Origin of the sequence: Christiangramia aestuarii, from assembly GCF_009735585.1 — a bacterium.
GTDB lineage: Bacteria > Bacteroidota > Bacteroidia > Flavobacteriales > Flavobacteriaceae > Christiangramia > Christiangramia aestuarii.
Window position 1 is genome coordinate 1 of record NZ_VJVW01000001.1, and the last position, 25,923, is coordinate 25,923.

The 25,923-nt window shown below is 40.2% G+C and carries 25 protein-coding genes; 7 read left to right on the forward strand and 18 right to left on the reverse strand.

Going from position 1 to position 25,923, the window contains the following annotated elements; all coding sequences use genetic code 11:
• The 7 genes from FLP08_RS16320 to FLP08_RS00030 form a co-directional block, all read left to right on the forward strand.
• Window positions 1-2,018, forward strand: a 2,018-nt coding sequence (locus tag FLP08_RS16320; RefSeq protein WP_162430857.1) for a T9SS type A sorting domain-containing protein, incomplete at its 5' end; no start/stop codon positions are given.
• 393 nt (window positions 2,019-2,411) lie between these two features.
• Window positions 2,412-2,807 carry a VOC family protein gene (locus FLP08_RS00005; protein WP_156272756.1) on the forward strand — a complete coding sequence of 132 codons (396 nt, stop codon included), beginning with the start codon at window positions 2,412-2,414 and terminating at the stop codon, window positions 2,805-2,807.
• Between the two features lie 148 nt (window positions 2,808-2,955).
• Entirely contained in the window at window positions 2,956-3,369 is a 414-nt protein-coding gene (locus FLP08_RS00010) for a VOC family protein (RefSeq protein ID WP_156272758.1), read from the forward strand.
• 394 nt (window positions 3,370-3,763) lie between these two features.
• Entirely contained in the window at window positions 3,764-5,716 is a 1,953-nt protein-coding gene (locus FLP08_RS00015) for a helix-turn-helix domain-containing protein (protein ID WP_156272760.1), read from the forward strand.
• Between the two features lie 198 nt (window positions 5,717-5,914).
• Window positions 5,915-6,451 (forward strand): hypothetical protein, encoded by a 537-nt coding sequence (locus FLP08_RS00020; protein WP_156272762.1) that lies wholly within the window; start codon window positions 5,915-5,917, stop codon window positions 6,449-6,451.
• A 250-nt stretch (window positions 6,452-6,701) separates the two neighbouring features.
• Entirely contained in the window at window positions 6,702-7,337 is a 636-nt protein-coding gene (locus tag FLP08_RS00025) for an NAD(P)-dependent oxidoreductase (protein WP_156272764.1), read from the forward strand.
• A 16-nt stretch (window positions 7,338-7,353) separates the two neighbouring features.
• Entirely contained in the window at window positions 7,354-7,722 is a 369-nt protein-coding gene (locus FLP08_RS00030) for a hypothetical protein (RefSeq protein ID WP_238388417.1), read from the forward strand.
• A 60-nt stretch (window positions 7,723-7,782) separates the two neighbouring features.
• On the opposite strand, the gene FLP08_RS00035 is transcribed toward FLP08_RS00030, so the two are convergent.
• The 18 genes from FLP08_RS00035 to FLP08_RS00120 form a co-directional block, all read right to left on the reverse strand.
• Window positions 7,783-9,966: a xanthine dehydrogenase family protein molybdopterin-binding subunit gene (locus FLP08_RS00035; RefSeq protein WP_156272766.1), complete on the reverse strand. Its 2,184-nt coding sequence runs from the start codon at window positions 9,964-9,966 to the stop codon at window positions 7,783-7,785.
• Window positions 9,967-9,992: 26 nt separating this feature from the next.
• The gene (locus FLP08_RS00040; protein ID WP_156272768.1) at window positions 9,993-10,979 is read right to left on the reverse strand and encodes an FAD binding domain-containing protein; all 987 of its coding nucleotides are present in this window, start codon (window positions 10,977-10,979) and stop codon (window positions 9,993-9,995) included.
• Between the two features lie 30 nt (window positions 10,980-11,009).
• A complete protein-coding gene (locus FLP08_RS00045) occupies window positions 11,010-11,810 on the reverse strand; it encodes a 2Fe-2S iron-sulfur cluster-binding protein (protein WP_156272770.1) in 801 nt (266 codons plus the stop codon).
• A 154-nt stretch (window positions 11,811-11,964) separates the two neighbouring features.
• The gene (locus FLP08_RS00050) at window positions 11,965-12,720 is read right to left on the reverse strand and encodes a sulfite exporter TauE/SafE family protein (protein WP_156272772.1); all 756 of its coding nucleotides are present in this window, start codon (window positions 12,718-12,720) and stop codon (window positions 11,965-11,967) included.
• Between the two features lies 1 nt (window position 12,721).
• Window positions 12,722-13,888: a molybdopterin molybdotransferase MoeA gene (locus tag FLP08_RS00055; RefSeq protein ID WP_156272774.1), complete on the reverse strand. Its 1,167-nt coding sequence runs from the start codon at window positions 13,886-13,888 to the stop codon at window positions 12,722-12,724.
• On the reverse strand, window positions 13,888-14,880 hold the full coding sequence (gene moaA / locus FLP08_RS00060) for a GTP 3',8-cyclase MoaA (protein WP_156272776.1): 993 nt from the start codon (window positions 14,878-14,880) through the stop codon (window positions 13,888-13,890). Before moaA ends, FLP08_RS00055 begins: the two co-directional genes overlap by 1 nt.
• Complete coding sequence (moaCB, locus tag FLP08_RS00065) at window positions 14,873-15,769, reverse strand: bifunctional molybdenum cofactor biosynthesis protein MoaC/MoaB (RefSeq protein WP_156272778.1); 897 nt, start codon at window positions 15,767-15,769, stop codon at window positions 14,873-14,875. The genes moaA and moaCB overlap by 8 nt, the downstream gene beginning before the upstream one ends.
• A complete protein-coding gene (locus FLP08_RS00070) occupies window positions 15,770-16,213 on the reverse strand; it encodes a molybdenum cofactor biosynthesis protein MoaE (RefSeq protein ID WP_156272780.1) in 444 nt (147 codons plus the stop codon).
• A gap of 151 nt (window positions 16,214-16,364) precedes the next feature.
• Window positions 16,365-17,375 carry a HesA/MoeB/ThiF family protein gene (locus FLP08_RS00075; protein ID WP_156272782.1) on the reverse strand — a complete coding sequence of 337 codons (1,011 nt, stop codon included), beginning with the start codon at window positions 17,373-17,375 and terminating at the stop codon, window positions 16,365-16,367.
• Window positions 17,375-17,611 (reverse strand): MoaD/ThiS family protein, encoded by a 237-nt coding sequence (locus FLP08_RS00080; RefSeq protein WP_156272784.1) that lies wholly within the window; start codon window positions 17,609-17,611, stop codon window positions 17,375-17,377. Before FLP08_RS00080 ends, FLP08_RS00075 begins: the two co-directional genes overlap by 1 nt.
• A complete protein-coding gene (locus FLP08_RS00085) occupies window positions 17,608-18,231 on the reverse strand; it encodes a nucleotidyltransferase family protein (RefSeq protein WP_238388418.1) in 624 nt (207 codons plus the stop codon). The genes FLP08_RS00080 and FLP08_RS00085 overlap by 4 nt, the downstream gene beginning before the upstream one ends.
• Before the next feature lie 63 nt (window positions 18,232-18,294).
• Window positions 18,295-19,458, reverse strand: a complete 1,164-nt coding sequence (locus FLP08_RS00090; RefSeq protein WP_156272790.1) for an XdhC family protein — start codon at window positions 19,456-19,458, stop codon at window positions 18,295-18,297.
• On the reverse strand, window positions 19,455-20,609 hold the full coding sequence (locus tag FLP08_RS00095) for a cysteine desulfurase family protein (RefSeq protein ID WP_156272792.1): 1,155 nt from the start codon (window positions 20,607-20,609) through the stop codon (window positions 19,455-19,457). The genes FLP08_RS00090 and FLP08_RS00095 overlap by 4 nt, the downstream gene beginning before the upstream one ends.
• A gap of 73 nt (window positions 20,610-20,682) precedes the next feature.
• Window positions 20,683-21,021 (reverse strand): winged helix-turn-helix domain-containing protein, encoded by a 339-nt coding sequence (locus FLP08_RS00100; RefSeq protein WP_156272794.1) that lies wholly within the window; start codon window positions 21,019-21,021, stop codon window positions 20,683-20,685.
• 15 nt (window positions 21,022-21,036) lie between these two features.
• On the reverse strand, window positions 21,037-23,313 hold the full coding sequence (locus FLP08_RS00105) for a xanthine dehydrogenase family protein molybdopterin-binding subunit (RefSeq protein ID WP_156272796.1): 2,277 nt from the start codon (window positions 23,311-23,313) through the stop codon (window positions 21,037-21,039).
• Window positions 23,314-23,339: 26 nt separating this feature from the next.
• Entirely contained in the window at window positions 23,340-23,804 is a 465-nt protein-coding gene (locus tag FLP08_RS00110) for a (2Fe-2S)-binding protein (RefSeq protein ID WP_156272798.1), read from the reverse strand.
• 93 nt (window positions 23,805-23,897) lie between these two features.
• Window positions 23,898-24,119, reverse strand: a complete 222-nt coding sequence (locus tag FLP08_RS00115; protein ID WP_156272800.1) for a CDGSH iron-sulfur domain-containing protein — start codon at window positions 24,117-24,119, stop codon at window positions 23,898-23,900.
• Window positions 24,120-24,355: 236 nt separating this feature from the next.
• The gene (locus tag FLP08_RS00120) at window positions 24,356-25,732 is read right to left on the reverse strand and encodes an MFS transporter (protein ID WP_156272802.1); all 1,377 of its coding nucleotides are present in this window, start codon (window positions 25,730-25,732) and stop codon (window positions 24,356-24,358) included.
• Window positions 25,733-25,923 lie beyond the last annotated feature (191 nt).

Consider the following 25,923-nt stretch of genomic DNA (forward strand, 5'->3'; position numbering starts at 1 on the left):
CCAATGTTACCGTCTATGATAAAGTACCTCCTACCGTATTAACCCAGGATATCGATGTGTACCTCGATGCTAATGGACAGGCCACTATTACTCCGGCGGAGATCGACAATAATTCTTCCGACAATTGTGGAATTACCAGTTACTCATTGGATATTGACTCTTTTGGTTGTAATGATATTGCCAGTAACCCGGTCGTGGTGACTCTGACCGTTACCGATGTCAATGGCAATAGTGATTCCGCAACGGCGAATGTTACCGTCCATGATGATGTAGCTCCAGACATAGCCTGTATTTCGGTTCAGGAACACTATGTTGATCCATATCAAAATTATTACACCGTTCAAGGCACTGAATTTGACGCTACCGCTACCGATGCCTGTGGTATTGGCTCCCTCACCTACTCTGGCGGAATAACTAATACCGCCGGAACCAGTATGGATGGAGTCCAGCTTGAATTAGGTGTGAATACCATGACCTGGACTGCAATCGATGTAAATACCAATTCGTCTGATTGTACAACTTCTGTAACCATAAAAAAGAGACCAACCACTCTTACTTATAATGGTGACGCTCAGGAGCAATATTCTGATAATGTAAGCCTTTCAGCCACCTTATTAGATGATGTATCCGGAATTGGAATTATAGGTAAGATCATTAAATTTACAATTGGCTCTCAATCTACAACTGCGGTAACCGATGCAAACGGATTGGCTTCAGCCAACCTGAAATTAACCCAGGATCCGGCTAATACCTATACCGTTGAAGCCGATTTCCTGGAAGACGCAAGTTATTTAGGAAGCACTGAGTCTGATGCCTTCGATATCACCCAGGAAAACGCAATGGTAGCCTATACTGGTCAGTCCTTACAGGCAACGCCAACCGCAAGAGATACCGAGGCATGGGTAGTATTGAGCGCTAATATCCAGGATATAACAGCGAATTCAACATATACTTTATACGATGCCTTTGAAGGAGATATCAGGAATGCTAAGATAAAATTTAGTGTTGATGAAACCTCCTTCGACTCGGGATGGCTACCAGTAACCGATCTAATTGATCCTTCTGACTCAAAGACAGCAAGAGTTAGCTACGATTGGCTGGCCCAGATAAGCGGTAATAATACTTCTGAATCCTTTACAGTTAGGATATTAGTTGATAATGGTTATTATCTTGCGGAAGATGAAACAGTAGTCACCGTTTATATACCGACTGGTGACTTTATTACTGGAGGTGGACATATACTACCTGATGCTTCAGCAGGAGAGTATGCGTCTACGCCGGGCTTGAAAACAAACTTTGGTTTTAATGTAAAATATAACAAGAAAGGAACCAAGCTCAAAGGTCATATGAACGTGATCTTCAGACGCCTGGAATCAGACGGATCTGTTCGTAAGTACCAAATCAAAAGTAATGCGGTTCAGTCCTTAGGAGTAGATGTTTCAGATCCTGATGCCCAGGTGGCGACATTTATCACCAAATCCAATCTAACAGATATTACCGATCCTTTAAATCCAGTTTCACTTGGCGGAAACCTGATACTGAAGGTTGACATGACCGACAGAGGCGAGCCTGGCACAGATGACTCAATATCATTTACGCTAACCGACGGTAACACAGGTGAATTGTTGTATTCCAGCAACTGGACCGGTATCGCTAGTGAAGAAATGGATCTTTCTGGAGGTAACCTTGTGGTCCATAGCGGATTTAGCCTGGCCGACGAATCTGGTAATACCGAGTTAAATTCAACCTCAACAATGAGGCTGGATCAGGAAACAAGTCTGGACTTTTCGGTAGCGCCAAATCCAAGCGAAAATTATTTTACGGTTAAAGTAATAACCGAAAATGTAAAAAATCGAGTATATTTAATGGTATTCAGTTATTCAGGAAGCCTGATTTATGAAACAAGTGGTAAACCTACAGATGATTTCACCTTTGGAGATAGGTTTGAAGCGGCAACTTACATTGTTAAGATTTCACAAGGTATACAAACAGCTGAAAAGGTAATAATCAAGAAATAGCATACGCCATTCGTTAATAAATAAATGTTTAAACTCTTGTACCTATTTTAATGAATATCTCAATGTTCAATCTTTAATACACCAAAATACTATTATTTAGAATTTTGATAACTTTTCATGTTTTGTAACGTAAGCTCGGTGAGAGATTAGTGGTGAATTTATTATTTTAGTTTTCAAAATTAGATTTGCTAATTTCCGTGTGAATTCCCGAGGCCTTTTGTACCTAAAATACTCACAACCCCCATGAATAAGGGAAAACTTATTTCTGTATTGGGAAATAATCTGTATTGAATGTGATTTCTTCAAAAAGTTTCCTTGATAACTAAACCTTTTCGCTTGAGAGAAAATTACTCAAGATTTCTAAACTTTGTAAATTGACTAAAAATAACAAAGATGAAAGTAAGCCTTATCAGTATTCCGGTGAGGGACCAAGAGAAAGCTGCAAAATTTTATACCGAAAAATTAGGCTTCGTAATAAATAAAGATACTCCATTAGGTGGTGGAAACAGATGGTTAACACTAGTTTCACCGGAATGGCAGGATGGACCAGAAGTTTTATTGGAACCAGCACCTAATCATTTTGAACCTTCGAAAGTATATCAAGATGCCTTATTTGAAGCAGGTATTCCGTATACCCAATTTGACGTTGATAGTGTTGATGCCGAATTTGACAGGCTTAGCAAGCTTGGTGTTGAGTTTAGCGTAAAACCCACTGTAATGGATACGGTGAAGTTTGCTATTTTCAACGACACTTGTGGGAATCACATTCAAATTGTAGAAGACCTGTAATTAAAAATTGGTGGCCATCTACACCTATGACCAAAATACGGCAGCCTTAGAAGGAGATTATTAACTAGATAACAAATCAATACCAGGCTTTCATCCCTATGTTTTAATACTTAAAATAATCGAGGCCTTTTGGCATTAAATCTTGAGCATGGAAAAAAATGAGAGTAACCCCTTTGAAGAATCAGCACTTACTACAATTCTTGTGGTTTCAGATCTGGCAAAATCTAAAGATTTTTACATCAATATTCTAGGAGCAAAAATTTTTCGGGAATATGGAGGTGATTCCCTGGTTCTTGAGTTTTTAGGCAATTGGATTTTACTTGTTACTCCAGGAGGACCAACAGAAGATAAACCGGAAACTCAATTTGTAGCTCCGGAAAATAAGAATAGGGTAAGCCATTCCTACACAATTCGAGTAAAAGACTGCAATAAGTCCTACCAAATATTAATGAAAAGAGGTGCTGATTTTATTACCCCACCATTTACCCGTGGAGCGGAGACCAGGTGCTTTTTCCGGGATCCTGATGATCATTTATTTGAAATAAGTGAATTTAGAGGATGAAGTAAGAATCTAGTATCAAAACATTTCTTTGTTATAATGGTGCTCTCGAATATTATTTAATCTTAGGAATTTATCTCATCTTTAGCCGATAAGGTCATGCCTATTTAAGACTTTATATGGAACTGTATTGATTAATTCATTTTATCCTGATAATGACGACTAATCTCAATAGGAAAAGGCAAGGCATAATTTTCAAAGGATAATACAGAATATCTTCTTCCCCTATTTGCTCAAGTATTTAGTATAAATGGCCCGTCCCACTAAACCATTTTTTCCTGCAATTTTAGAGTCATCAACTCCCCTGCTTTATGCTCAATTTGTCCTGAAATTCCGTAACTTGTTAGGTCCCATTTCGAAGAAAATGAAAAAATAATATTCTAAGCAAGATGCAAGGATGGGCGGCCAACAATCCATAGATGAAAAGTTTATTCAAAGACTAACCGAGATCCTTGAAGCCAATCTGGAAAAAGAACATTTTGGGGTAAGAGAGTTGGCGGCTGCCGCGGGAGTAAGCCGCTCCCAATTACATAGAAAACTAAAGTCCATCAATGGGCAATCCACCAGCCAGTTTATCAGGGAGTTCAGATTGAAAAAGGCAATGGAAATGTTACAGGATAATGTGGCCACAGCTTCTGAAATTGCCTATAAGGTTGGATTTGGCAGTCCTACTTATTTTAATACCTGTTTTCATCAATATTTTGGATATCCTCCCGGAGAAGTTAAATTCAGAAATCCTGAGCATGATGAAAGTAGTGAAGTAATTCAAACTTCTTCCAAAACACCTGCGACTTCCTCCCCAAAAAAAAGCAAACACCAAATATATCTCATCGCCATCTTGATTTTTTTCTTACTTGCGAGCCTGGGTTGGTACAAATATATAGACTCAAAAAATGAAGATTTAAATACCATGGAAATGCCTTTGGATGAAAACGACAATTCCATTGCTGTTCTGCCTTTTAAAAACATGACCGGCAGCCGTGAGAATGAAGCCTTTTGTGATGGCATGACCGCTGCCATCATCTCGAGATTATCAAAAATCAGAAGCATTAACAAGGTTATTTCGCTTACTTCGATGATGAATTATAAAGGCAAAGAAAAGACCATAACCGAGATCGCAGATGAACTTGAAGTTCGTTATATACTGGAATCGGGATTTCAGAAGTCAGGAAATTCAATTAAAATGAATCTGCAACTGATCGATGGCCAGTCAGACCAACTATTCTGGTCTCAGGAATATACGGGTACTTATGATTCGATATTTAAGGTACAGGCCCAGGTAGCCGAAATGGTGGCCAAAAAAATGGATGTCAATATTACAAAAGAGGAACAGGCAGAAATACAACGAGCAATGACCCAAAATATGGAAGCATATAATAGTTACCTGCAGGGCGTTTATATAATGTCTGACTATTCATCCAAGAGTTTTGAAGCTTCAAGAAAATATTTTAAAAAGGCCATTCAACTTGACTCCACTTTTGCTGAAGCTTATGTACAACTGGCATGGAACTATTCCACTATGGGGACCTGGTTTGGCGATATGAGTAAACAAAAAGCAGATAGTTTGGCAGCTCCATATCTTGAGAAAGCTATTGAACTGGAACCCGATAATACAAGTTTAATTGTTACGCTTGCTGAGCAGGAATTTTATAAATGGAATTTTGAGGCGGCCGATTCCTTATTGACCGAGTATCGAAAAAAGGTAGGTGAGAATTTCTTTTCAGATTTTCTGAATTTGATGCTAGGACAATATGATGAGGTAATTGAAAGCGAAAATAATAGACTTAAAGAAAATCGCTGGCCTTTAATTAGAGATTGGCCAGTGGTTTATGCTTATTATCACCAAGGAGAAATAGATTCCACATTAAATATTATGCAGCAAGGATTTCTACTATCTCCTACCTCAGAACCAATTTACGACCATTTTGGTAATATATATCTGGCATTAAAAGATTACCATAAGGCCAGAGATATACTGGAAACAGGATTACAACTCTCTGGTAAACGCTATGCCTCCATGGTAATTCACCTGGCTATTGTCTATCATTACCTTGATAATAAAGAAAAGTCCCAAGAATATTTAAACGAGGTTATTGAAAGGGCCAATCATGGGGAGCCTGAAATTAACGTCTTTGTAGCACATTACTATGCGCGTCTGGGAAATAGCGATAAAGCCTTTTACTGGCTGGAGAGAGCATATAAGAATCACGAGGTGGACCTAATTTGGTTAAAAACCGATCCAAATTTGCTGATGCTTCAGGAGGACCCCAGGTACAGAGTTTTATGTGAAAAGATTGGTTTTCCAGATTGTCAATATAATCTCGAAAGAAAATTTGATCTTAAAAACTAGTATAAAGCTTTATACTTTAATTGAACTAAACTCCACTCTATTTGCCTAAAATTCAACATAATTGAAAGTCTTTAAATTATGTACACAAGCCTTTAAATAAAACTTTATATCAATAACAACATAGCTGTTAAGTAGTGCTTCCCCCTTTGTAGCATCTTTAACCTATCAATAATCATCAACCTAATAAATACATAAGTCATGAAAAAGCTAGTAATTGGTATGTTCGTTTTAGGTCTTACCAGCCTTGGGTTCTCACAAGACACCAATAATGTGAATGAAGAAGTACAATTAGAAGCCGTTGAAATTTCTGGTTATAACCTCAACTATCTTGAAAAAGTAGAAGAACCGGGGATCTCAGATGATGTGCGGTCCCTGGAAAGGGAAGCCGCTGCTTTTGATGTAAAGAGTTTAGATGAATTTGATGGCCGTAAAGAGCTTTACAGCGTTAAGTTCATTGCCACCAATGGATATCTTTTGGCAGATTACGACTGGAATGGAAAAATTGTAAAAACTACTGAACGCTACAGGAATATCAATCTTCCAAAAAACCTGGTTAAATCTGTTTTGAATGAATTCCCACAGAGCCAGTTCTTAAAAGTAGTCTATAACGTGAATTTCGATGCTGAGAGGGCAACCGAAAAAACTTACCGCATCAGGATCATGAATAATGGTAAGAAAAAAAACCTGAAAATTAGTTCAGATAGTAATTTCAATAATGTTGTGGTTATGTATTGAATGAATTAAAAAATAAGCCAGGCAAAAGATCATGAATCTCTCGCTATATTAAATGCCGCTTTAATTGCGGCATTTTTAATTATTTTCTCGCTATTAAACTGCATTTAACAACCTAATAAGGATAAATGATTAGGGGTCATTTCCTGGGCATTTAATATAGATAAGCTTATGATCTAAAGTTTTGCCGTAAATTTATTTAAGTCCTTGCATTCTCATCTCGAATTCAGCCTCTTCTTTTAAAAATTCTGAAATGGAAAATATCCTGATCATCGGTGGTACGGGTAAGACCGGCAGAGAACTGATAAAACAGGCTTTGGAAAAAGACTATTTTGTTACTGCCCTGGTACGCAGGCCCGAAAAATTGAAAATTGATCATCCCAGGCTTAATATTGAAAAAGGAGACGTACTGATACCAGAAACTTTTGGAAATGCTTTTAAAGGACAGGATGCGGTATTGTCTGCTTTAGGACACAAAAAATTCATTATAAAAACCAGTATACTCTCTGAAGGAACCAAAAATGTCATCGCCGAGATGAAAAGGCAGCACATTAAAAGGTTTATCTGTATCACCTCTTTAGGCATCAATGAAAGCAGATATAAACTGGGACTTTATTATACTCTGTTCGTGATTCCCTTCATTCTCTATTTCTATTTTTCAGATAAAGCAAAACAGGAAAAGATCATCAAAAAGAGCGGCCTGGATTGGACCATTGTTCGACCCGGACATTTTATTGGCGGAAAAAGAACAGGTAAATATAAACATGGAGAAGATATAGGGCATTACATTTTAACCAGGGTCATCTCCCGCACAGATGTAGCCGACTTCATGCTGAAACAGATAAATGACAACAGTTATTTACATAAAACACCGGGAATAAGTTATTGAAAAAATATCTTTTGAATTGAAAAGAGGTAACGTAAAAGAAATGAACAATCAAGGTAAACTTCTAGTGATAAAACTGATCCATACTATCATCTGGATGTTCTTTGTCCTGGTTATCTTCTATATCTTATATTCTGGAGTATTCAACCAAATTACTACCCTTACCTGGATCGGTATAGGAATGGTCATAGGTGAAGGTATCGTATTATGGATCTTCAATAAGTTTTGTCCTTTAACACTGATTGCCAGAAAATATTCGGACTCTCTAAAAGACAATTTCGATATCTTCCTTCCCAACTGGCTGGCGAAATACAATAAGCTTATTTTCACTTCGATCTTCCTGGTAGGAATAATTCTGGTAATCCTTCGGCTAATTCAGAATTCCTGAAGTATATTATTAATACAATATCAATCCGGAACTTTCTACCTGACCAACCAATTATTGGTTTTATGATAAACTTACTCCTTCCTCTACCTCGGCTTCAATTAATTTCTCCGGAGTTATAGGCAGGTCACGCATTCTTTTTCCTGTTGCGTTGAATATCGCGTTAGCAATAGAAGCTGCCACACTGGTAATACCTAATTCGCCAATCCCTTTGATACCCATTTTGTTCGCAATCTTATCTTCCTCAGGTAGAAATACCACATCTATATTAGCCATATCTAGGTTTACCGGAACATGATAATCTGCAAAAGAACGGGTAATAAAATTCCCGAAATTAGGCTCCACCTGTGTTTTTTCAGCAATCACCATTCCTGCACCCATGGTAAGACCACCAATGATCTGCCCATAAGCTGTTTTAGGATTCAGAATTTTTCCTGCTGAACCTACGTTCACCATCCTTTTGATCCTGTACATTCCTGTATCCTTATCTACCCAAACTTCACAAAAGTTAGCGCCGAAAGAAAAGACCGAATATTCCTCAAATTCTTTGGATGGCTCTGCCATTCCCTCAGCTTCAAAAGTTTTAATCTGGTTTCTTTTCAGAAGTTCAGCCAAAGCCACGTCTTCATCCTGGGGAATGTTTCTATTATCTTTCAAGCCTTTTACGGCATTTTCACAAGCTGCACGGGCTCCATTACAATAAGAAGCAGCTCCCCAGGATCCACCGGAACCAGGAGTTACCGGGAAGTTGGAATCTCCTAGCTCAACACTTACCTGTTCAACCGGTATATTTAAATATTCTGATGCGGTTTGAGCAATAATAGTATAACTACCGGTACCGATATCTGTCCCATCCATTTGTATGGTAGCATGTACTTTCCCATCATCTTCCAGGTCTAGAATTACTTTGGAATATGTTTTTTGATATGGTGAATTTCTGGAAGCAGCGCTCACGCCATAACCAATAAGCCAGTTGCCCTTTCTGTTAGTTCCGGGCTCCATCTTTCGATCTTTCCAGCCAAATTTATCTGCTCCTATCCTTAAACATTCCACAAGAAGTCTCGATGAAAAAGGTCGGTTTTCATGAAGGTCTGTCTGCGTATCATTTTTTATCCGGAAATCTATCGGGTCCATCTTCAGTTTCCAGGCCATTTCATCCATTGCCGATTCCAAAGCAAAACTTCCCGTGGCTTCGCCCGGTGCTCTCATCGCGAAAGGCGTTTGAATATTCATGGGAATCAGCTTATAGGTTACCTCGTTATTGGGCACATTATAAAGCATTTTTGAAACCATTCCGCAGGGCTCCTGGTATTCCATGTTTGTAGAGGTATGGGAGAGAGTTTCATGAGAAAGCGCAGTTAGCGTACCGTCATTTTTAGCTCCAATCCGCATCTTTTGCTCATTTTGCTGACGCATACCCGTATTCGTAAACATCTGCGTCCTGGTAACCGTAACCTGTACCGGTCTGCCTACTATTTTAGCAGCCATAACCGCCATGATCGCATGCCGCTCAAGATTCAGTTTTGAGCCGAAGCCTCCACCAACAAATGCTGAAACTACCCGGACATCCTTTTTCGGAATTTGAAAGGTAGAAGAAATAGCGATCGTGGCATCATCCACCATCTGCTGGCTCGCGTAGGCCATTACCTTTCCATTTTCCCAGGAGGCGATGATCGCATGCAATTCCATAGGATGATGATGCTCAATAGGGGTATTATAAGTTTGCTCTACCACCATATCTGCTTCGGAAAGGCCTTTCTGCATATCCCCGCGGGAATAATTAGATCCATTATTTGGGGTATAGGCTTTAGATCTCGACTCCTCAAATTTAATCACGGCCGAAGGATCTTTTTTATATTCAAATTTTACTAAACGTGCCGCATATTGTGCCTGTTCAAAAGTTTCGGCAACCACCAGTCCCACATATTCACCGTAATAATTTACTTTATTGCTCTGTAATACCGGTGCAATGCTATCTGTTCCAATAGCGGTCATTTCTTTATCGAAGGTCTTAAGTTTTTCAGCATTCTTATAGGTGATAACTTTTAGAACTCCGTCCTGTTTTTCGGCTTGAGAAGTATCTATAGAAACGATCTCTCCTTTAGCGATCGTACTGTTGATACCCTGTGCATAAACTTTATTCTCTACTGGAAATTCAGAAGCATATTTAGCCTTTCCTGTAACTTTAAGATGGCCTTCTACTCTATCTATGGCTTGCCCAACTCCCGATTCTTTTACTGTATTCATAATGATTTTTTGATTTTGAGGTTGGACTATACTTCTCTTTCGAATGCTTGGGTAAGTGCTCTTACAATTGCTTTTTTACCCATATCTACTTTCCATTTATTAGCTTCAAATGGTTTGGCGTCTTTCATTGCGATCTCTGCCGCCTGCTCAAAGTTGGACTGGTTAGGTTTTTTACCTTTCAGAAATTCTTCAGAATCATAAAGTTTCCATGGCTTATGAGCAACACCGCCCATGGCCAAACCTGCCTTAGTGATAGTTCCGCTTTTTACCTGAAGTCCGGCCGCAACCGAAATCAAAGCAAAAGCATAACTGGATCGCTCCCGGATCTTAAAATAGTAATAGTGATCTGCAAATACGGGTTCGCTAAGGTGAATAGCCATGATCAATTCACCTTCTTCCAGATTAGTGTCCTTCTCGGGCTTATCTCCCGGCAAACGGTGAAAATCTGTAAATTCTATCATTCTGGATGAACCTCCGGGTTGCTCGACTTCTACCGTAGCACCCAGTGCAGCCAGAGCTACACACATATCTGAAGGGTTGGTAGCAATACAACTATCACTATAACCAAAAATAGCGTGCAGGGAATTCATTCCGTTCAAAGCGCCACATCCGGAGCCGGGTTGCCTTTTATTACAAGGCATGGAGGTCTCGAAAAAATATGGACAGCGCGTGCGCTGTAATAAATTTCCGCCGTTACTAGCCATATTCCTTATCTGGGCAGTAGCTGCAGAAAGCATCGCCATACTAAGCAGTGGATATTGCTTTCTAATGTCTGGATGATTCGCAGTTTCAGAATTACTAAGCATGGCTCCCAGGCTTAATCCACCCTTATCGTTTTTGGTGATCTTTTTATAGCCAAGCTTGTTTACGTCTATTAACTGGTCTGGCCGCTCTACATCTTCTTTCATTAGGTCTACCAGGTTAGTTCCTCCGGCGAGATAATGTGAAGTTTTAGTGGTAGCCTTTAGCGCCTGTTCCTTATTTGTTGCACTTGTATAGGTGAATGGTCTCATGTTCAGTTCAATTAAAGTTAATTCTAAGGTCTAGGCTTTTTTAGCTTTTTCCATTTGTTCCTGGGTAGCGAACTCCCAGGTTGGCATCTCATCATCTCCGGAATGAACTTCTTTAAAGGCCTGAACAATATTATTATAGGCACCGCAACGGCATATATTACCTGACATTCTTTCCCTGATCTCTTCCTCGGAAAGGTTTAAATTTTCCTCTATTTTTTTGAGATCTTCCGTCACATAACTGGCTTCTCCATTTTTAGCTTCTTCTAATAAGGCTACGGAAGAACAGATCTGTCCCGGCGTACAGTAACCGCACTGGAATCCGTCATGTTTTAAAAAGGCTTTTTGCATAGGGTGCATCTCTCCATGCTTAACAAGACCTTCAACGGTAGTGATCTCCTTGCCTTCGCAGGTTGCCGCTAAAGTTAAACAGGAAAGATTCCGCTTTCCGTCAATTATCACCGTACATGCACCACATTGACCATGATCACATCCCTTTTTGGTTCCGGTAAGAGCCAGTCTTTCTCTTAAGGCATCAAGCAGACTCATTCTGGAGTCTAAGGTCAATGGTTTTACCATTTCATTTACCCTAAGATTCACTTTAACTTCGTTAAGTAGTACTTGTGGATTATCTGGAAGATCTTTCATATTGCTGGCAAATAATTCTGAAGTAAAATATGAAGAAGCCCAGATACTTAAACTGGCTGCAGAAACCTGTTTTAAGAATTTTCTCCGGGAACTCCCACTCAACCCCATTTCGTCAAGGATCATTTTTTCGTCATCGCTGAGATTCTCTAGATCAGCGTTCTTTTTCCATTTATCAATATCTTTCATAAAAAACGTATTAGGGAAGTAAGTAGGCTCCTAAAATTAAAGATTAAAATCTTGTAAAGCGTTAGTATTATGTTAATCAGAAAGAATATTTGGAGAGACCGCGTTAAAAATCTTATTGATCTTCAAACAATTAGGACTTTTAAGATGTTGGAAGTTATATCCTGATTCCGAATCCGTTTAAAAGTATAAGTCTTATGCCTACATAAAAAACAAGAATGGCGGTAAGGATTCCCAGAAATTTCAGGTTGAACTTCTTATTGGAAAGATATGAGCCCAGGCTTCCGCCTAGTACTACTGCGATAATAAGTTTTATTACAAGATCAAGATCCAGTCGAAAAGTTCCGGCGACATTCAGGCCTATGAGTCCTGCTACAGAATTCACCAGAATAAAAACCGAAGCCAGCGAAGCGATGATCCTGGGATCCTTCCATTTCAGAAGAATTAATACCGGAGACAGGAAAATACCTCCGCCAATTCCCGATATACCGGAGAGCAAACCTATACTACCTCCAAGAAGTAATTTTTTAGGTTTAGAGAATTCCTGAGATTCAAGTTTACCTTTTACAAATCTTAAGCTCATAAAAATACCGGCTAAAACCAGGGCACTTCCCAGGATGAGGAAAAATATGGTTTGTGAAAGCTTAATCTGTGCTCCCAAATACGCCATAGGAATACTTAGAACAAAAAATGGCCAGATCAGTTTTGGTTTTAGAACTCCATTTTTAATATAAATGATGGTGCCTATCGTAACCACACAAATATTCAGGATAAGGGCTGTGGAGCGTATTTCGTAGAAATCGGCTATCACAAGGCTAAGAATTGCCAGGTAACTGGACCCACCTCCGAAACCAACAGAACTGTAGAATAAAGCAATCAGGAAAAAGACGATTGGGAGGTATTCTAAGGGCATATTATGAAATTAGAAGACATTCAATAAGATCCCCTTTTTTCACCGAAGTTTCAGCATCAATATATGCAAGGGCATTCTCTAGTGCCATCGATTGTATCATCGAAGAACCCTGCCCGTTCAAAATTTCCACATGAGAATCATTGATCTTCGCCTTTAAAAATGAAGGCCGGTCTCCTCTGTTCTCAAAATCATGCGAAATTGGAAAGGAATATCTACCTAGACCCTTTTTATCTGAGCCACCTAACTGAAAAAGAAAAGGCAGCACATAAACATAAAAACAACTAAGCGAAGATGCAGGGTTTCCCGGTAAGGCAAATACAAACTTATCTTCTTTCTTTCCAAAATACAGCGGTTTTCCCGGTTTCTGAAAAACTTTGTAGAATTGTTCCTCTACTCCATTTTCTTCCAGCGCCTGTTTTACAAAATCATAATCCCCAACGGAAATTCCACCCGAAAGGATCAGTACATCTACTGTTTCAAGGGATTCTTTGATTCCTGATTTTATAGCTTCAAAATCATCTTCGATCTGTTTCTTATCCTGACAGTGAAAACCGAAATTCTCACAGGCAGCAGCAAGGGCATAGCTATTGGATTCATATATCTGACCTTCTCCTTTTGGCTTTCCGGGCTGAATCAATTCATTCCCGGTAGTAATTAAATTTATGACCGGCTTTTTAAAGACCTCAACTTTTTCAATTCCCAGGCTGCCGATCAAACCTATCCCGGCAGGACTAATACTGTAGCCTTTTTCAAAAACAAGCTGACCTTCTTTCAATTCTTCTCCTTTTCTGCGAATACACTGCCCTTCTTTTGGTTCTGTCTCAAGAATTAGTTTATCTCCATGAACAGAGACCTTTTCCTGCATTATCACTGCGGTAGTTTTTTCAGGAGTTTTAGCCCCGGTAAAGATGCGAACGGCCTCCCCTTCTTTCAATGCTATCTCACTCATATCGCCGGCAGCAACTTCCCCTACAATTTTATATACTTTATAAATCCCACAGAGAGCATAACCATCCATCGCGGAATTGTCGAATGAAGGCATATCAAATGGAGCAGTAATATTTTCGGAAAGGGAAAATCCGAGACAATCCTCAAGATGCCGGTTTTCAGTTTTCAGATTTACAGATTGATCCTGAATGATCTTTAAAGCTTCTTCGATTGTTACCATTAGCCTCCTATTGATATCATTGACCTGTTCTTTTCGTAATGCTCGGGATCCATTTTCACATCCATTCCATCCCGGGAATATTTCTTGGTTTTGATCGCGTTGATGATAATATTGTCCATCTCCTCACCATTTCTAAGCGGAGTAAGTAGGTCGGTTTCAGAATTGGCAAAAAGGCAGTTCTTCAATTTCCCGTCGGCCGTAACCCGAATTCTATTGCACTCAGAACAGAACGGATTGGTAATAGTACTCACGATGGAAAAACTTCCCATATGCCCTTCCACCTTAAAATTATTAGATGTACTATGTTTCGGGTTTTTTAATTCCTCAATTTTTCCAAATTTTTCAGAAACTATATTAAGAATTTCCTGTTCCGAAACACCCTTGCTCCAGTCCCACTTATTGCCCTTAAAAGGCATGAACTCGATAAATTTGACTGTCAGCTTTTTATTTTTGGTAAGCTCTATAAAATCATTGATCTCATTGTCATTGACACCTTTAATAAGCACAATATTCATTTTGACTTCCATATCCATCTCTAAAGCCTGCTGAATATTCTTCCAGATCCGGTCAAAATAATCACGCTTGGTTATAAATACCGACTTTGCTTTATCCAGTGTATCCAAACTCAGATTGATCTTTTTTAAGCCAATCTTCTGAAAAAGATCCAGGTATTTATCCAGCATGATCCCATTAGTGGTGATTTTTAAAGTGACTCCCAGTTTTGCGAGTTCCTCTACCAGGTATCCGAAATTCTTCCGTACCAAAGGCTCCCCGCCGGTGAGACGGATCGTATCCACCCCCAGATCACGGAAAGTCCTCGCCAGATCAATGATCTCTTCCAGAGTCATGATATTGGATTTCTCCATGAGTTCGATCCCTTCTTCCGGCATGCAGTAAAAGCAACGAAGATTACACCTGTCGGTCAGGGAGATCCTGAGATAGGTATGCGGCCGTCCAAAATTATCTACTATTTTCTTCTTTTCTTCAATCATGTCTCTTTCCTTCTATCACTTTAAAAACGTGCAATACATGCGGAAATATAGCATCCATGCATTCTGCAGCTCCTTTGGTTGATCCTGGCAATGCCAGTACCACTTTTCCGTTCATTATCCCGGCTACAGACCTTGATAACATCGCATATGGCATCCGCTGCTGACCATAATTTCTCATTTGCTCCTCCACGCCTTTCAATTTTAGATCCAGCAAGGGTTCTATAGTTTCCGGAGTTACATCACGAGGGCCAACTCCCGTCCCTCCGGTGAAAATGACCATATCTGTTCCCGCATTTTTCAAAGCCGATCTTATTTCTTCGGCTTCATCGGGAATAATGATGATTTCAGATTCAATTCCCTGTTCTTTCAGTTTTGAAGCGATCGCCTTTCCGGCTTTATCTTCTCCCTGACCTTTTGAAATAGTATCTGAACAAACCACAATTTGCGCATTAAGACCTTCAGAATTGACTTTAAAAGATGATTTCCCACCTTTTTTATTCTGAAGCCGGATGGTCCCTATCTCCACATTCTTATCGATAGGTTTCAGCATATCATACATCGTAAGCGCTACAATACTGGCACCGTGCATTGCCTCCACCTCAACTCCGGTCTTGTAGATCGTCTTAACTGTTACCGAGATCTGTATCTCGAGTCCGTTAATTTCGTAATCAATTCCGGTATACTCGATAGGCAGCGGATGACAGTCCGGAAGCAACTCAGGTGTTTTCTTCACTCCCAGTAATCCTGCGGCTTTAGCCATTTCAAATACATTCCCTTTCGGAACATTATTTTCCCTGATCGCTTGAATTGTCTCTTCGCTGGAAGTCCGTACCACCGCAATGGCGGTAGCTTCCCGAAGCGTAGTTATCTTATGCGTTATATCAACCATCTATTTATTCACTTTCCATTGATGAGTTTCATCTTCGAAAATTTCTTTTCCGAAAATGGGCACATTGGCCTTAATTTCTTCAACAAAATAGTTACAGGCCTCTATAGCAACCTTTCTGTGCGCCGAAGAAGTGAAAACAAAAAGACAAATTTCCCCGGTTTTCACCTCACCCAGGCTATGATAAATATGCGCGCAGGTAATGTCGAATTTCGAAAATGCCGCTTCCCTGATCTCATGAAAAACATTTTCAGCCATTTCTTCATAGGCTGAATAATTTATGGCGCTCACTGTTTTCCCATCAATTTCATCTGCGCGGATCTGGCCCAGAAAAATACTATGTGCTCCAATATTGGTTTTGGACTGGTGATTCGCAATTGAGTTAGCGATCTTTTCCGGCGGAATGGCGCCCTGAACAAATACTTTTATCGGTTTTTTCTTATCCATTAAATTCTATTTAACCTCATACTCATTTATCGTCACCCTGAATTTATTTCAGGGTCTGATGATTATATTAACTTCTATTAGATGCTGAAACGAGTTCAGCATGACGTAGTGCTTTCTTAATGTCCCCCAGAAATTGGTTCAGGATTTCATTTTAACCATCAATTATTGTTTCAACTCCTCCTTCAACATTTATAAGATTATTGAATTCGAATTGTGCTTTTAATAAATCCACTACTTTTTTACTTCTTTTTCCCGACTGGCAAAAAACCAGAACCTCTTCCTGCTTCGGAATTTCTTCTAAACGGTCTTCCAGCTCACTAAGCGGTATTTGAAGAACTTTCCCAGAATTGACCCTTGGTTGTTCGAATATTTCCCGGATATCGAGGTAGAGTTTTGTCTCGTCAGAAATTTTGCATTCTACCCTCACAGGAATAATACCTTCATTTTTGATCTTTTCGATCTCCTCTACTCGCTTTGAAATAGTTAAAAGTTGATCCTGTCCAGATAGAATATTTATCAGTTTCAATTTCCCCGAAAGTACATTTCCGGCACCAAAAATCATTTTTAAAACTTCAGCGGCCTGCATGGTTCCCAGGATCCCCGGGGTAACCCCAAGCACTCCGGTTGCTTCACAACTTATATTCTGCCTGGTAGTCTTCGGAAAAAGGCATCGGTAAGAAGGTCCGTCCTGAAAATTAAATACCGAAAGCTGCCCTTCATTTTTATAGATCGAAGCATAGACCCAAGGTTTTTCAGTTAGAATACAAGCATCATTGATCAAATATTTTGTTTCAAAATTATCGGTACCATCAAGGATGATATCATAAAGTTGAAATAGGTTTTCCGCATTATCTAAACTCAAAGGTTCTTCAAAAACATCAATTTCTACTTCTGAATTGATCTGCTGAAGTCTTGATTTTGAAACCACAGCTTTTGATTTTCCCAGATCCTCCTCAGTAAACAATAACTGTCGATGAAGATTTGAAAGTGATACACGGTCGTGATCTATAAGCCCGAGCCTGCCAATTCCTGCGCCAACGAGATATTGCGCGGCAGGACAACCCAGTCCGCCAACGCCAACAATAAGTACACTGGCATTGCGGAGTTTTTCCTGACCAGAAACTCCAACCTCATCTAATTTTATTTGTCGGTCGTATCTCATTATCCTCCTGCGAATGGAGGCAAAAATGCCACCTCATCGCCTTCATTTAATTCTACTTTGTTATCTAAATTCTGGTTCACCGCCAGTTGTACAGATTCGGGATCCTGAATCTGGTATTTCTGAACCTGCTGATCTTTCAGCTCGATAGCCGATGTTCCTGAAACAACATCCAGAACCTCATCGGTTCTACCCGCAGATTCAGCGATCATTCCAAAATATTTTACAGTTACTTTCATTCCTTCTCTAACTTCTTTAATAATTCCACATCGTCTTTAGTATCCACATCAAAATTCCCTTTTTCAAATTTTACCGTCCGGAATTGGATTTTCTTATCATAGACCAGTTTTTTTGCTCCGTGATCTCCTTTCAGTTCTTTCAAATAGGGAAATACAGAACTTGAAAAAATCGCAGGAACACCAACATCTCCGTCATATTCTGAAAAAGTAGCCTCACTGTTCCCATCTAATTGTTCCTTTATCAAGGCTTCAATTCGTTCCTCACTCACAAACGGTTGATCGGAGAGCAGAATAAGTAAATGTTCCAGATCTTTTTCCTTTTCCAGAGACCTCTCCAGACCTGTCCTGATACTTGAAGCCATTCCCTCCTGCCAGTTTTCATTTAAAAGGATTTCAAACTTTCCCGGTTCGATCTTTTCTTTTATCTCTTCTGCACCGGCACCAAGGACCAGCACCTCAGTTTCAAACTCAAAAGAACCTGCCACATCTATAATATGCTGCAGCATTGGTTTCCCTTCGAACTCCACCAATTGCTTAGGATACCCCAGCCGACTCGAAGAACCGGCAGCAAGAATCACAACTCCTATTTTATTATTTCTGATCAAACTTTTTAGAATCATGTCATCCTGAATTTATTTCAGGATCTCATATACTTAACTATCAATAAAAATGAGAAGCTGAAACTAGTTCAGCTTGACGTTAACTTTTTTAAATTGGTTATCTTTCTTTTCATGAATTGGTGTAGACTTCTCTTTTAGAGGTCTGGCAGTTTTTCCTGTTAGCACCGATTGGATTTCAGATAAGATCGAAAGTCCGATCTCTGCCGGTGTTTCCGCTCCAATTTCCAGTCCTACCGGAGCATGGATCTTTTTCAGAATCTCATCTTTTAATTCAAATCCTCCCTCCTTGAGATCATCCAGCATTCTCTGATATTTCTTTAATGGACCAAGGAGCCCGATGTAAGGTATCTTCTGTTCATCAAGCAATAGTTTTAAAACTGCGAGATCGTAATTATAATTATGACTCATCAGCACAAAACAACTTCGCTGATCTATTTCTATATTTTCCAGTGTTTCCCCGGGTTTTGAAACGATCACCTGGCAGGAACTGGTAAATCGTTCTTTATTAGCGTGAGTGGGCCTGCCATCGGTCACGATCACATCCCAGCCTAGCAGATCGGCTTGTTGCGCAAGGATCTGGGCATCATTCCCGGCTCCTACAATAATAAGTTTTACCGGAGGCTGATAAATCTGAATAAAAATATGACTAGTCTCTTTATGTAATGATAGCTCCGCGAAAACCGATTGGTTTTCCTTTAAAACCAATTGAGATTGTTCCAGAATTTGTTCCAGTAATTCTTGTTCCGGTTTCTTACCCCAAAAAGTTGATTTTTCATCAATTATCATGGAAGTTCCATACTGCTCTTTGATTTTATCCAGATTGAACTGAACGACAATTGCCAAAGGATCTTTTTGAGCAATCACCTTTTTCAGCAATTCGCATGGATTCATTTGGTCCTGATAATTTAAAGACTCAAACAGCACCTGAATAATTCCGTTACATCCTAATTGCGCTCCAATTATCGCGTCATCTTCATCACTGGTATCATAAGTGATGAGTTTGTTTTTCTGCTGGTACATAGCGTGCAGTGCCTTTCGCAGCGCATCTCCTTCCAGGCATCCGCCACTTATAGCTCCTGTGATATTCCCGAATTCATCAACCAGCATTCGTGCACCGGCTCTACGATAGGATGATCCCTCCACATGAACCACGGTAGCAAGAACGCTTTGCGTCCCTTCATTTTTCAGAAGTTCATATTGATTTATAATGGCATCCAGTTCTCTCATACCATTGCTCTTTTTAACTGGTTCACAGTCTTATTAATTTCCTCGGCTGCGAATTCGATCTCTGAAAGACTTGTATTTATTCCTAAACTGATCCGTAAAGAAGATAATGCCTGTTCATCGCTTAGGCCCATTGCTTTTAAAACATGGGAAGGTTCAATAGTATTAGCTGTACAGGCCGACCCACGTGAAACCGCCAGGCTATTCAATTTTCTGATAAGTTGGTTACCGTCAATATTCTCAAAGGAGATATTGCTCGTATTTGGTAACCGATCAGAAGTCCTGGAATTGATATTACAAGAACCTGATTCCTTTAAAAGTCCTTCTAGTTTATCTCTAAGTTTAGAGATCCTTGTCGACTCTTCTTCCATTTCAGAAAAAGCAATTTCGGCAGCCTTTCCAAATCCTACGATACCCGGAACATTCAAAGTTCCCGGGCGCATCCCTTTTTCCTGTCCGCCTCCAAAAACCTGAGGTTCAATTTCGATCTCATTTTTCTTATTGATATATAATGCGCCAACGCCTTTTGGTCCGTAGATCTTATGAGAAGAGAAGATCGCTATATCAAGATCCAGAGCTTTGAGGTCAACAGGTATTTTACCCACAGCCTGGGTGATATCACTCATTAACTTCGCCCCTTTTGAATGAACAATTTTTTCAATGTCATGCATGGGATGAATTAGGCCTGTTTCATTATTTGCCAGCATGAGGCATACAAGAATCGTTTCTGAAGTAATAGAATTTTCTAATTCTTGCAGATCAATGTTTCCCTCTGAATCCACATGCAGATAAGTGACTTCAAAACCATCATTTTCCAGAACTTTTAAAGTATCTAGAATGGCTTTATGCTCTGTTCTACAGGAGATAATGTGCTTACCTTTTGATTGATTCGCTTTACAAAATCCGAAAAGCGCCAGATTCGCCGCTTCGGTGGCACCGGAAGTAAAAGTGATGCCAGTTGGTTTACAGTTAACCAACCTGGCGATCTGTTCCCTGGAATATTCTACAGCTTCATTGCTATCCCACCCAAAAACATGATCACTACTGGCATTCCCGAATTTCTCGGTAAAATAAGGCAACATCGCTTCAACCACCCGTTGATCAGCTGGTGTGGTTGCATTATAATCCAGGTATATTTTCTTTTTTACTGCCATTTAAGCGTTATGTATATACGTATATATCGCAATTTAAATTTTAAGGCTCAGGAATTTCCAAAGCCTTAGATTTTTATTTTAAAACTTTGATAAGATCGGTTTGCTGGTCTACCACTTCATCGATCTTTCTCTGTAAATTCTCGAACTCTCGCATTATTTCGAAACCCTGTGGAGTGACTTCTGCTCCTCCACCGTGCTGACCTCCTTTTTTCAGAATGACCAAAGGTTCCTCAGCATGCTGATTCAACCTCTGCACCAATTCCCAGGCTTTTTTATAAGACATTCCCATCTTTGTAGCCGCCCTGGAAAGAGAGCCTTCTTCCTGAATCCTTTTCAAAAGTTCATTAGGTCCAGGTCCATAAAATTTCTCTCCCTCATCTTCAACCCAGCATTTAACTTTGATCTTTTTCATAATTGAAAGGATCTGTTAGGTTTTCAAATCACTACCCGCATTTTTCAATTCATTGATAAAAGGTTGTTTATAAAACCTCTTTCCGGTCGCTTTATAAAGAGCATTAGCCAAAGCTCCCTGAACGGGTGGAAATGGTGGCTCTCCCAATCCGGTAGGATCTATACCATTATCTATAAAATGCACATCGATCTTTTTCGGCGCCTGCTTATGACGTATTAAATTATAAGTGTCAAAATTACTTTTTTGCGGTGCTCCATCTTTAAAAGTCATTTCGCTATATAGCGCATGACCAATTCCATCAACCGTTCCACCTTCCACCATATTTTTAGCGGCATCCGGATTCACCACGATTCCGCAATCTACCACACAGGTGACCTTATCTATCAAAGGTTCATTTTTTTCTAGAGTCAGGTCAAGGATCTGCGCCACGTAAGAATTATGGCAGTAATAAGCCGAAACTCCGCGACTCTGACTAGAACTGCCATTGTTCCAACCAGACCTATCCCTGGCGACCTGAAGAACACCAGCGTATCTTTTAGCATCGTAATCATTCTCTTCTCCAACAGGATCTGATTCTGCGCGTTTTAGCATATCCAGTCTAAACTGAATTGGATCCTGCCCCATTTCCTCTGCCAGTTCATCTAAAAATGACTGCTCTGCCCCCGCAATAAAATTAGAACGTGGAGCTCTGAAAGCTCCCGTTGAAATATTTGATTCAAGACTCCAGCTTTCTGCAAGATAATTGTCGATAGCTCCTGCAGGAAAACGATTGGCGAAAAGTGGACTTTCCGGAATTCCTCCGGCATTTACATGAAAAGCAGTTAGTTTATTGTTCACATCCAGCGCCGCACGATATTTCACATGGTACGCCGGGCGATATACCCCGTTGGTCATATCATCTTCACGGGAATAAACCAGTTTGATCGGTTTTCCCATTTTCTGAGAGATCACGGCAGCTTCCACCAGGAAGTGACCATAAAGTCTACGGCCAAAACCGCCTCCCATTCTCGTCATCTGTATATCGATATCTTCGAGATCGAAGCCAAGGCGTTTATTTACACTCTTTTCAGCATATTCAGGAGTTTGAATAGGTCCTAACAATAAGGCCTTGTCACCGGTTACATCGGCGAAAAAGTTCATAGGTTCCATACAGTTATGCGCAAGGAATGGGCAGGTATAAGAACGCTCGATCACGCGGGCGGCATTTTTAAATGCTTTTTCTGGTTCACCATCCTTTCTTACCACTTCAGATTTTTTCTCCCCGACCTCAGCCATCAGCGTATTATGAATATCACTGCTTTCAAGTCCGGTAGCTCCGGCCATTCCAGCAGATTTTTCCAGAATCTGTATCTGTTCGGTCAATTTTGGATTCAGGTCCCATTCTACCTTTAATTCTTTCTTAGCCTGCATTACCTGCCAGGTAGATTCACCTACCACAACAACCAGTTTTGAAAAAGCTGCTACATCGCTCCATTCTTTTTCCATATCTTCCGGATAGGTGTCTATGGTAAAAACGTCAACGATACCGGGCATTTCTTTTACCTTTTCGGCATCCATTGATTTGAATTCCATCCCGAATGCAGGTGGTTGTACCAGCATCGCGATGAGCATTCCGTCTTTATAAGTATCCAGACCATAAAGTGGCTGACCGGTCACAATTTTCTTCGCGTCTACATTCTTTCGGGAAGTACCTATTATTTTGAAATTGTCATTATCCTTTAATTCCACTTCTTCCGGAACTTCAACCTGGGCGGCGGCTTTCGCGATCTCGCCATATCCCATGGTCTTATCGCTTCCTTTATGTTTTATCACTCCTTCTTCAACAGTTAGTTCTGAAACCGGAACTTCCCATTGTTTCGCTGCAGCAGTAAGAAGCATTTGTCTGGCTGTCGCTCCAGCGGTTCTCAAAGATTCCCATCCCTGACGGATGGACTGACTACCACCGGCAAGCTGCCTGGTGAAAATATCAGTATTTAATGGCGCCTGTTCTACGATGACATTATTCCAGTCCACGTCAAGCTCTTCGGCCACGATCATGGGCATGGAGGTCTTTACGTTCTGACCAATTTCAGGATTTGGAGAATAGATCGTTACAATTCCATTATCGCCTATCTTCAGATAACCGTTAAGCTCGAACCACTCATCTGGCATTTGCATGGCCATTTCTTCTCCACCTTCTTCTGTAGCTCTTTTACAGGCCAGCCAGTTGAAACCGATGATCAATCCACCACTGGCAACTCCAACGCTTTTTATAAAAGATCTTCTGCCTATTCCTGTTTTTACTTTACTCATTTTTCTCGATTTAAATTCAACTAAGATTAGGCTATTTGGGAATCTGAAGCTGATTTGATAGCAGCCTTAATTCTGGTATAGGTTCCGCAGCGGCAAATATTTCCGTTCATGGCATTTTCAATTTCTTCATCGCTAGGACTCGGATTCTTTTTCAGCAAAGCTGAAGCCGACATGATCTGTCCTGCCTGGCAATAACCGCACTGGGGAACATCATGTTCCAGCCAGGCCTTTTGCACGGGATGATCCCCGTTTTCAGAAAGTCCTTCGATAGTCGTTATTTCGTTACCGGCAGCCGATGAAATGGGCAACTGGCATGATCTCACGGCAGAACCATTAAAATGCACTGTACAGGCACCACATTGGGCAATTCCGCAGCCATATTTTGTTCCAACCATTTTGAGATGGTCTCTTAAAACCCAAAGCAAAGGAGTAGTTGGATCTACATCTAGGGTCTGCTTTTTTCCGTTGATAGTTATCGTGAATTCTGCCATGGTTATAATTTTAGTCCTTTAAAATACGGATAAAATCTTAAAGTATTTATGAAAAAGAGAATTAGGTATAGTTGAGCTTAAAAGGTATAGAGCTTACTTCTTAGGAGGAAGGTCGAATGCTTCAGCCTGATGTTCAAAATGGTTTCGGTGAGATCCGTCACAAAAGGGTTTGTTACTAGAAAGTCCGCAACGGCATAAAGAAACCAGTTCTCTTCCGCCTAAATCGTAATTATTCCCATTTTTATCCACGATCTCAAAATCGCCTTCCACTTTTAAAGATCCGTTACTCAATACGGTTAATTTTGCTTTACTCATTTTTTTCAGTTTTTGTTAAAGCACGAAGATACGTGCAAAAAATTCAAAATTTCTTTAAATATTTGGTTCGGTATTACAAATATGGGAGGTGATCTAAACCGGTATTTTCCATGGTAACATATCGATAATACCTTTCTTACCGGGAGAAAAATAATGGCCTACTATGCAGACCAATTAAAAGAAAGAATTCCGAAGAACAACTCAGGTAATATTTAATTGATATTAAATTAAAAAATCTAATCAAGCACAGTTTCTTCCCTTAGCGCCTTCTTCCTGGATAAACCGGCAATTTGACCTAAGTGTTCTTCCAGTTTAATACTTCTAAAAATGAAAAACGATAATAGGGGAAATATGGCGATACAGGTAATGATTACAGGCCAGTCATAATTCAAGGTCAGTTTCCCGAGCAGCCAGGCTCCAAAAGAAACCCCCAAGTTATTAAGGGTCATATAAATAGTGAATTGAGAGGCAGAAACCTTCTGCCAGCAGAGTTTCATTCCCAAAGCAAGGGTAGCAATAGTGGCCAGGGTATACAGCAGGTAATAAATTATCACAAAGCCAAAAACCACTGTATTGTTCTGCCAGGAACCAGATAATAAAATGAAAACGATAAAGCTAATGAAAAGGGCGGTCAAAAGATATAAGATCATCCTTTTAGTCCCCAGCAGGTCTATCACAAATCCACCTATAAAGATCCCGATGAAACCGGCGGTAATGGTAGAAGCTGAGTACACCTGGGAATAGGCGGTATTGGTCCATTCCAATTGCTGAACGGTAAAGATGGGTAATAATACATCTACCATTCCGGCTATGGTTCCGAATAAAAAGATACCCAGGCATAGCAATAAGCTGGCGGAAAGAAGCGTGCATTTTTTCAGGTTTCCGATAAGCTCCTTCCAGTTGGCCACGTGGGTGCTCTTAGTTACGCTTGAAGCCTTTCCTTTGGTCCAGGGAAGCATCTTTTCACCGCGATGTTCCCTGAAGTAAAGAGGAACCAGTAATAACAGAATGACCAGGAATGATAGCGAAGTTACTGCGTTGGTAAAACCTACCGTATTGATGAGGGCAGTGCCAATCACCAGGGCCAGTGACTGACCGATAATACGTGAACCCCACATGATGCCGTTAGCCCTGGCCTGTTGCTCCTTGGGGATAATTTCTACGGCCATTCCATCTATGGCTATATCCTGCATAACGCCAAAAAAACTAATGATAAATCCGAATACTGTCAGGATCTGCAGGTTGTTCAGCGGATCATTCGTAAAGCCCATTGAAAAGACACTTATAAAAAGCCCAATCTGCCCCATTAGGATCCAGGGTCTTTTCCTGCCCATGGAAAGTAAGGTATACCTGTCCATTATGGGAGCCACCACAAGTTTAAAGGTCCAGGGGATAATGATCACGGCGGTATAGGTAGCAATTTCGACAGCGGGAATATTGTTCATAGCCAGCCAGGCCGGGATCGCAAAAAAGGTGATGCCAATAGGAATACCTTCTGAAATATATAAAGCGGCGAAAACGAGATACCTTAGGATGGCATTCTCAGCCAGGTACTTGTTTCTTTTTAAATGCGCTAACTCTACCCTTTTTACCCTGTTTTCCGGAAGATTCATAGAGATGATATTTCTGGGTTATTAAATAAAATTCCTTCCGGCGCTGGACCGGATCTTTAGGCTGCTGGCAATAAATAATAGCGATAAGTTGAAGTAAGTCACTTTACTGCTGTTTAAGAATATTTACAGCAGGAACAGCTGACTTCCGGGAAAAAGAAAATGTTCAGATCAGCAGGGCTATTGGTAACTGA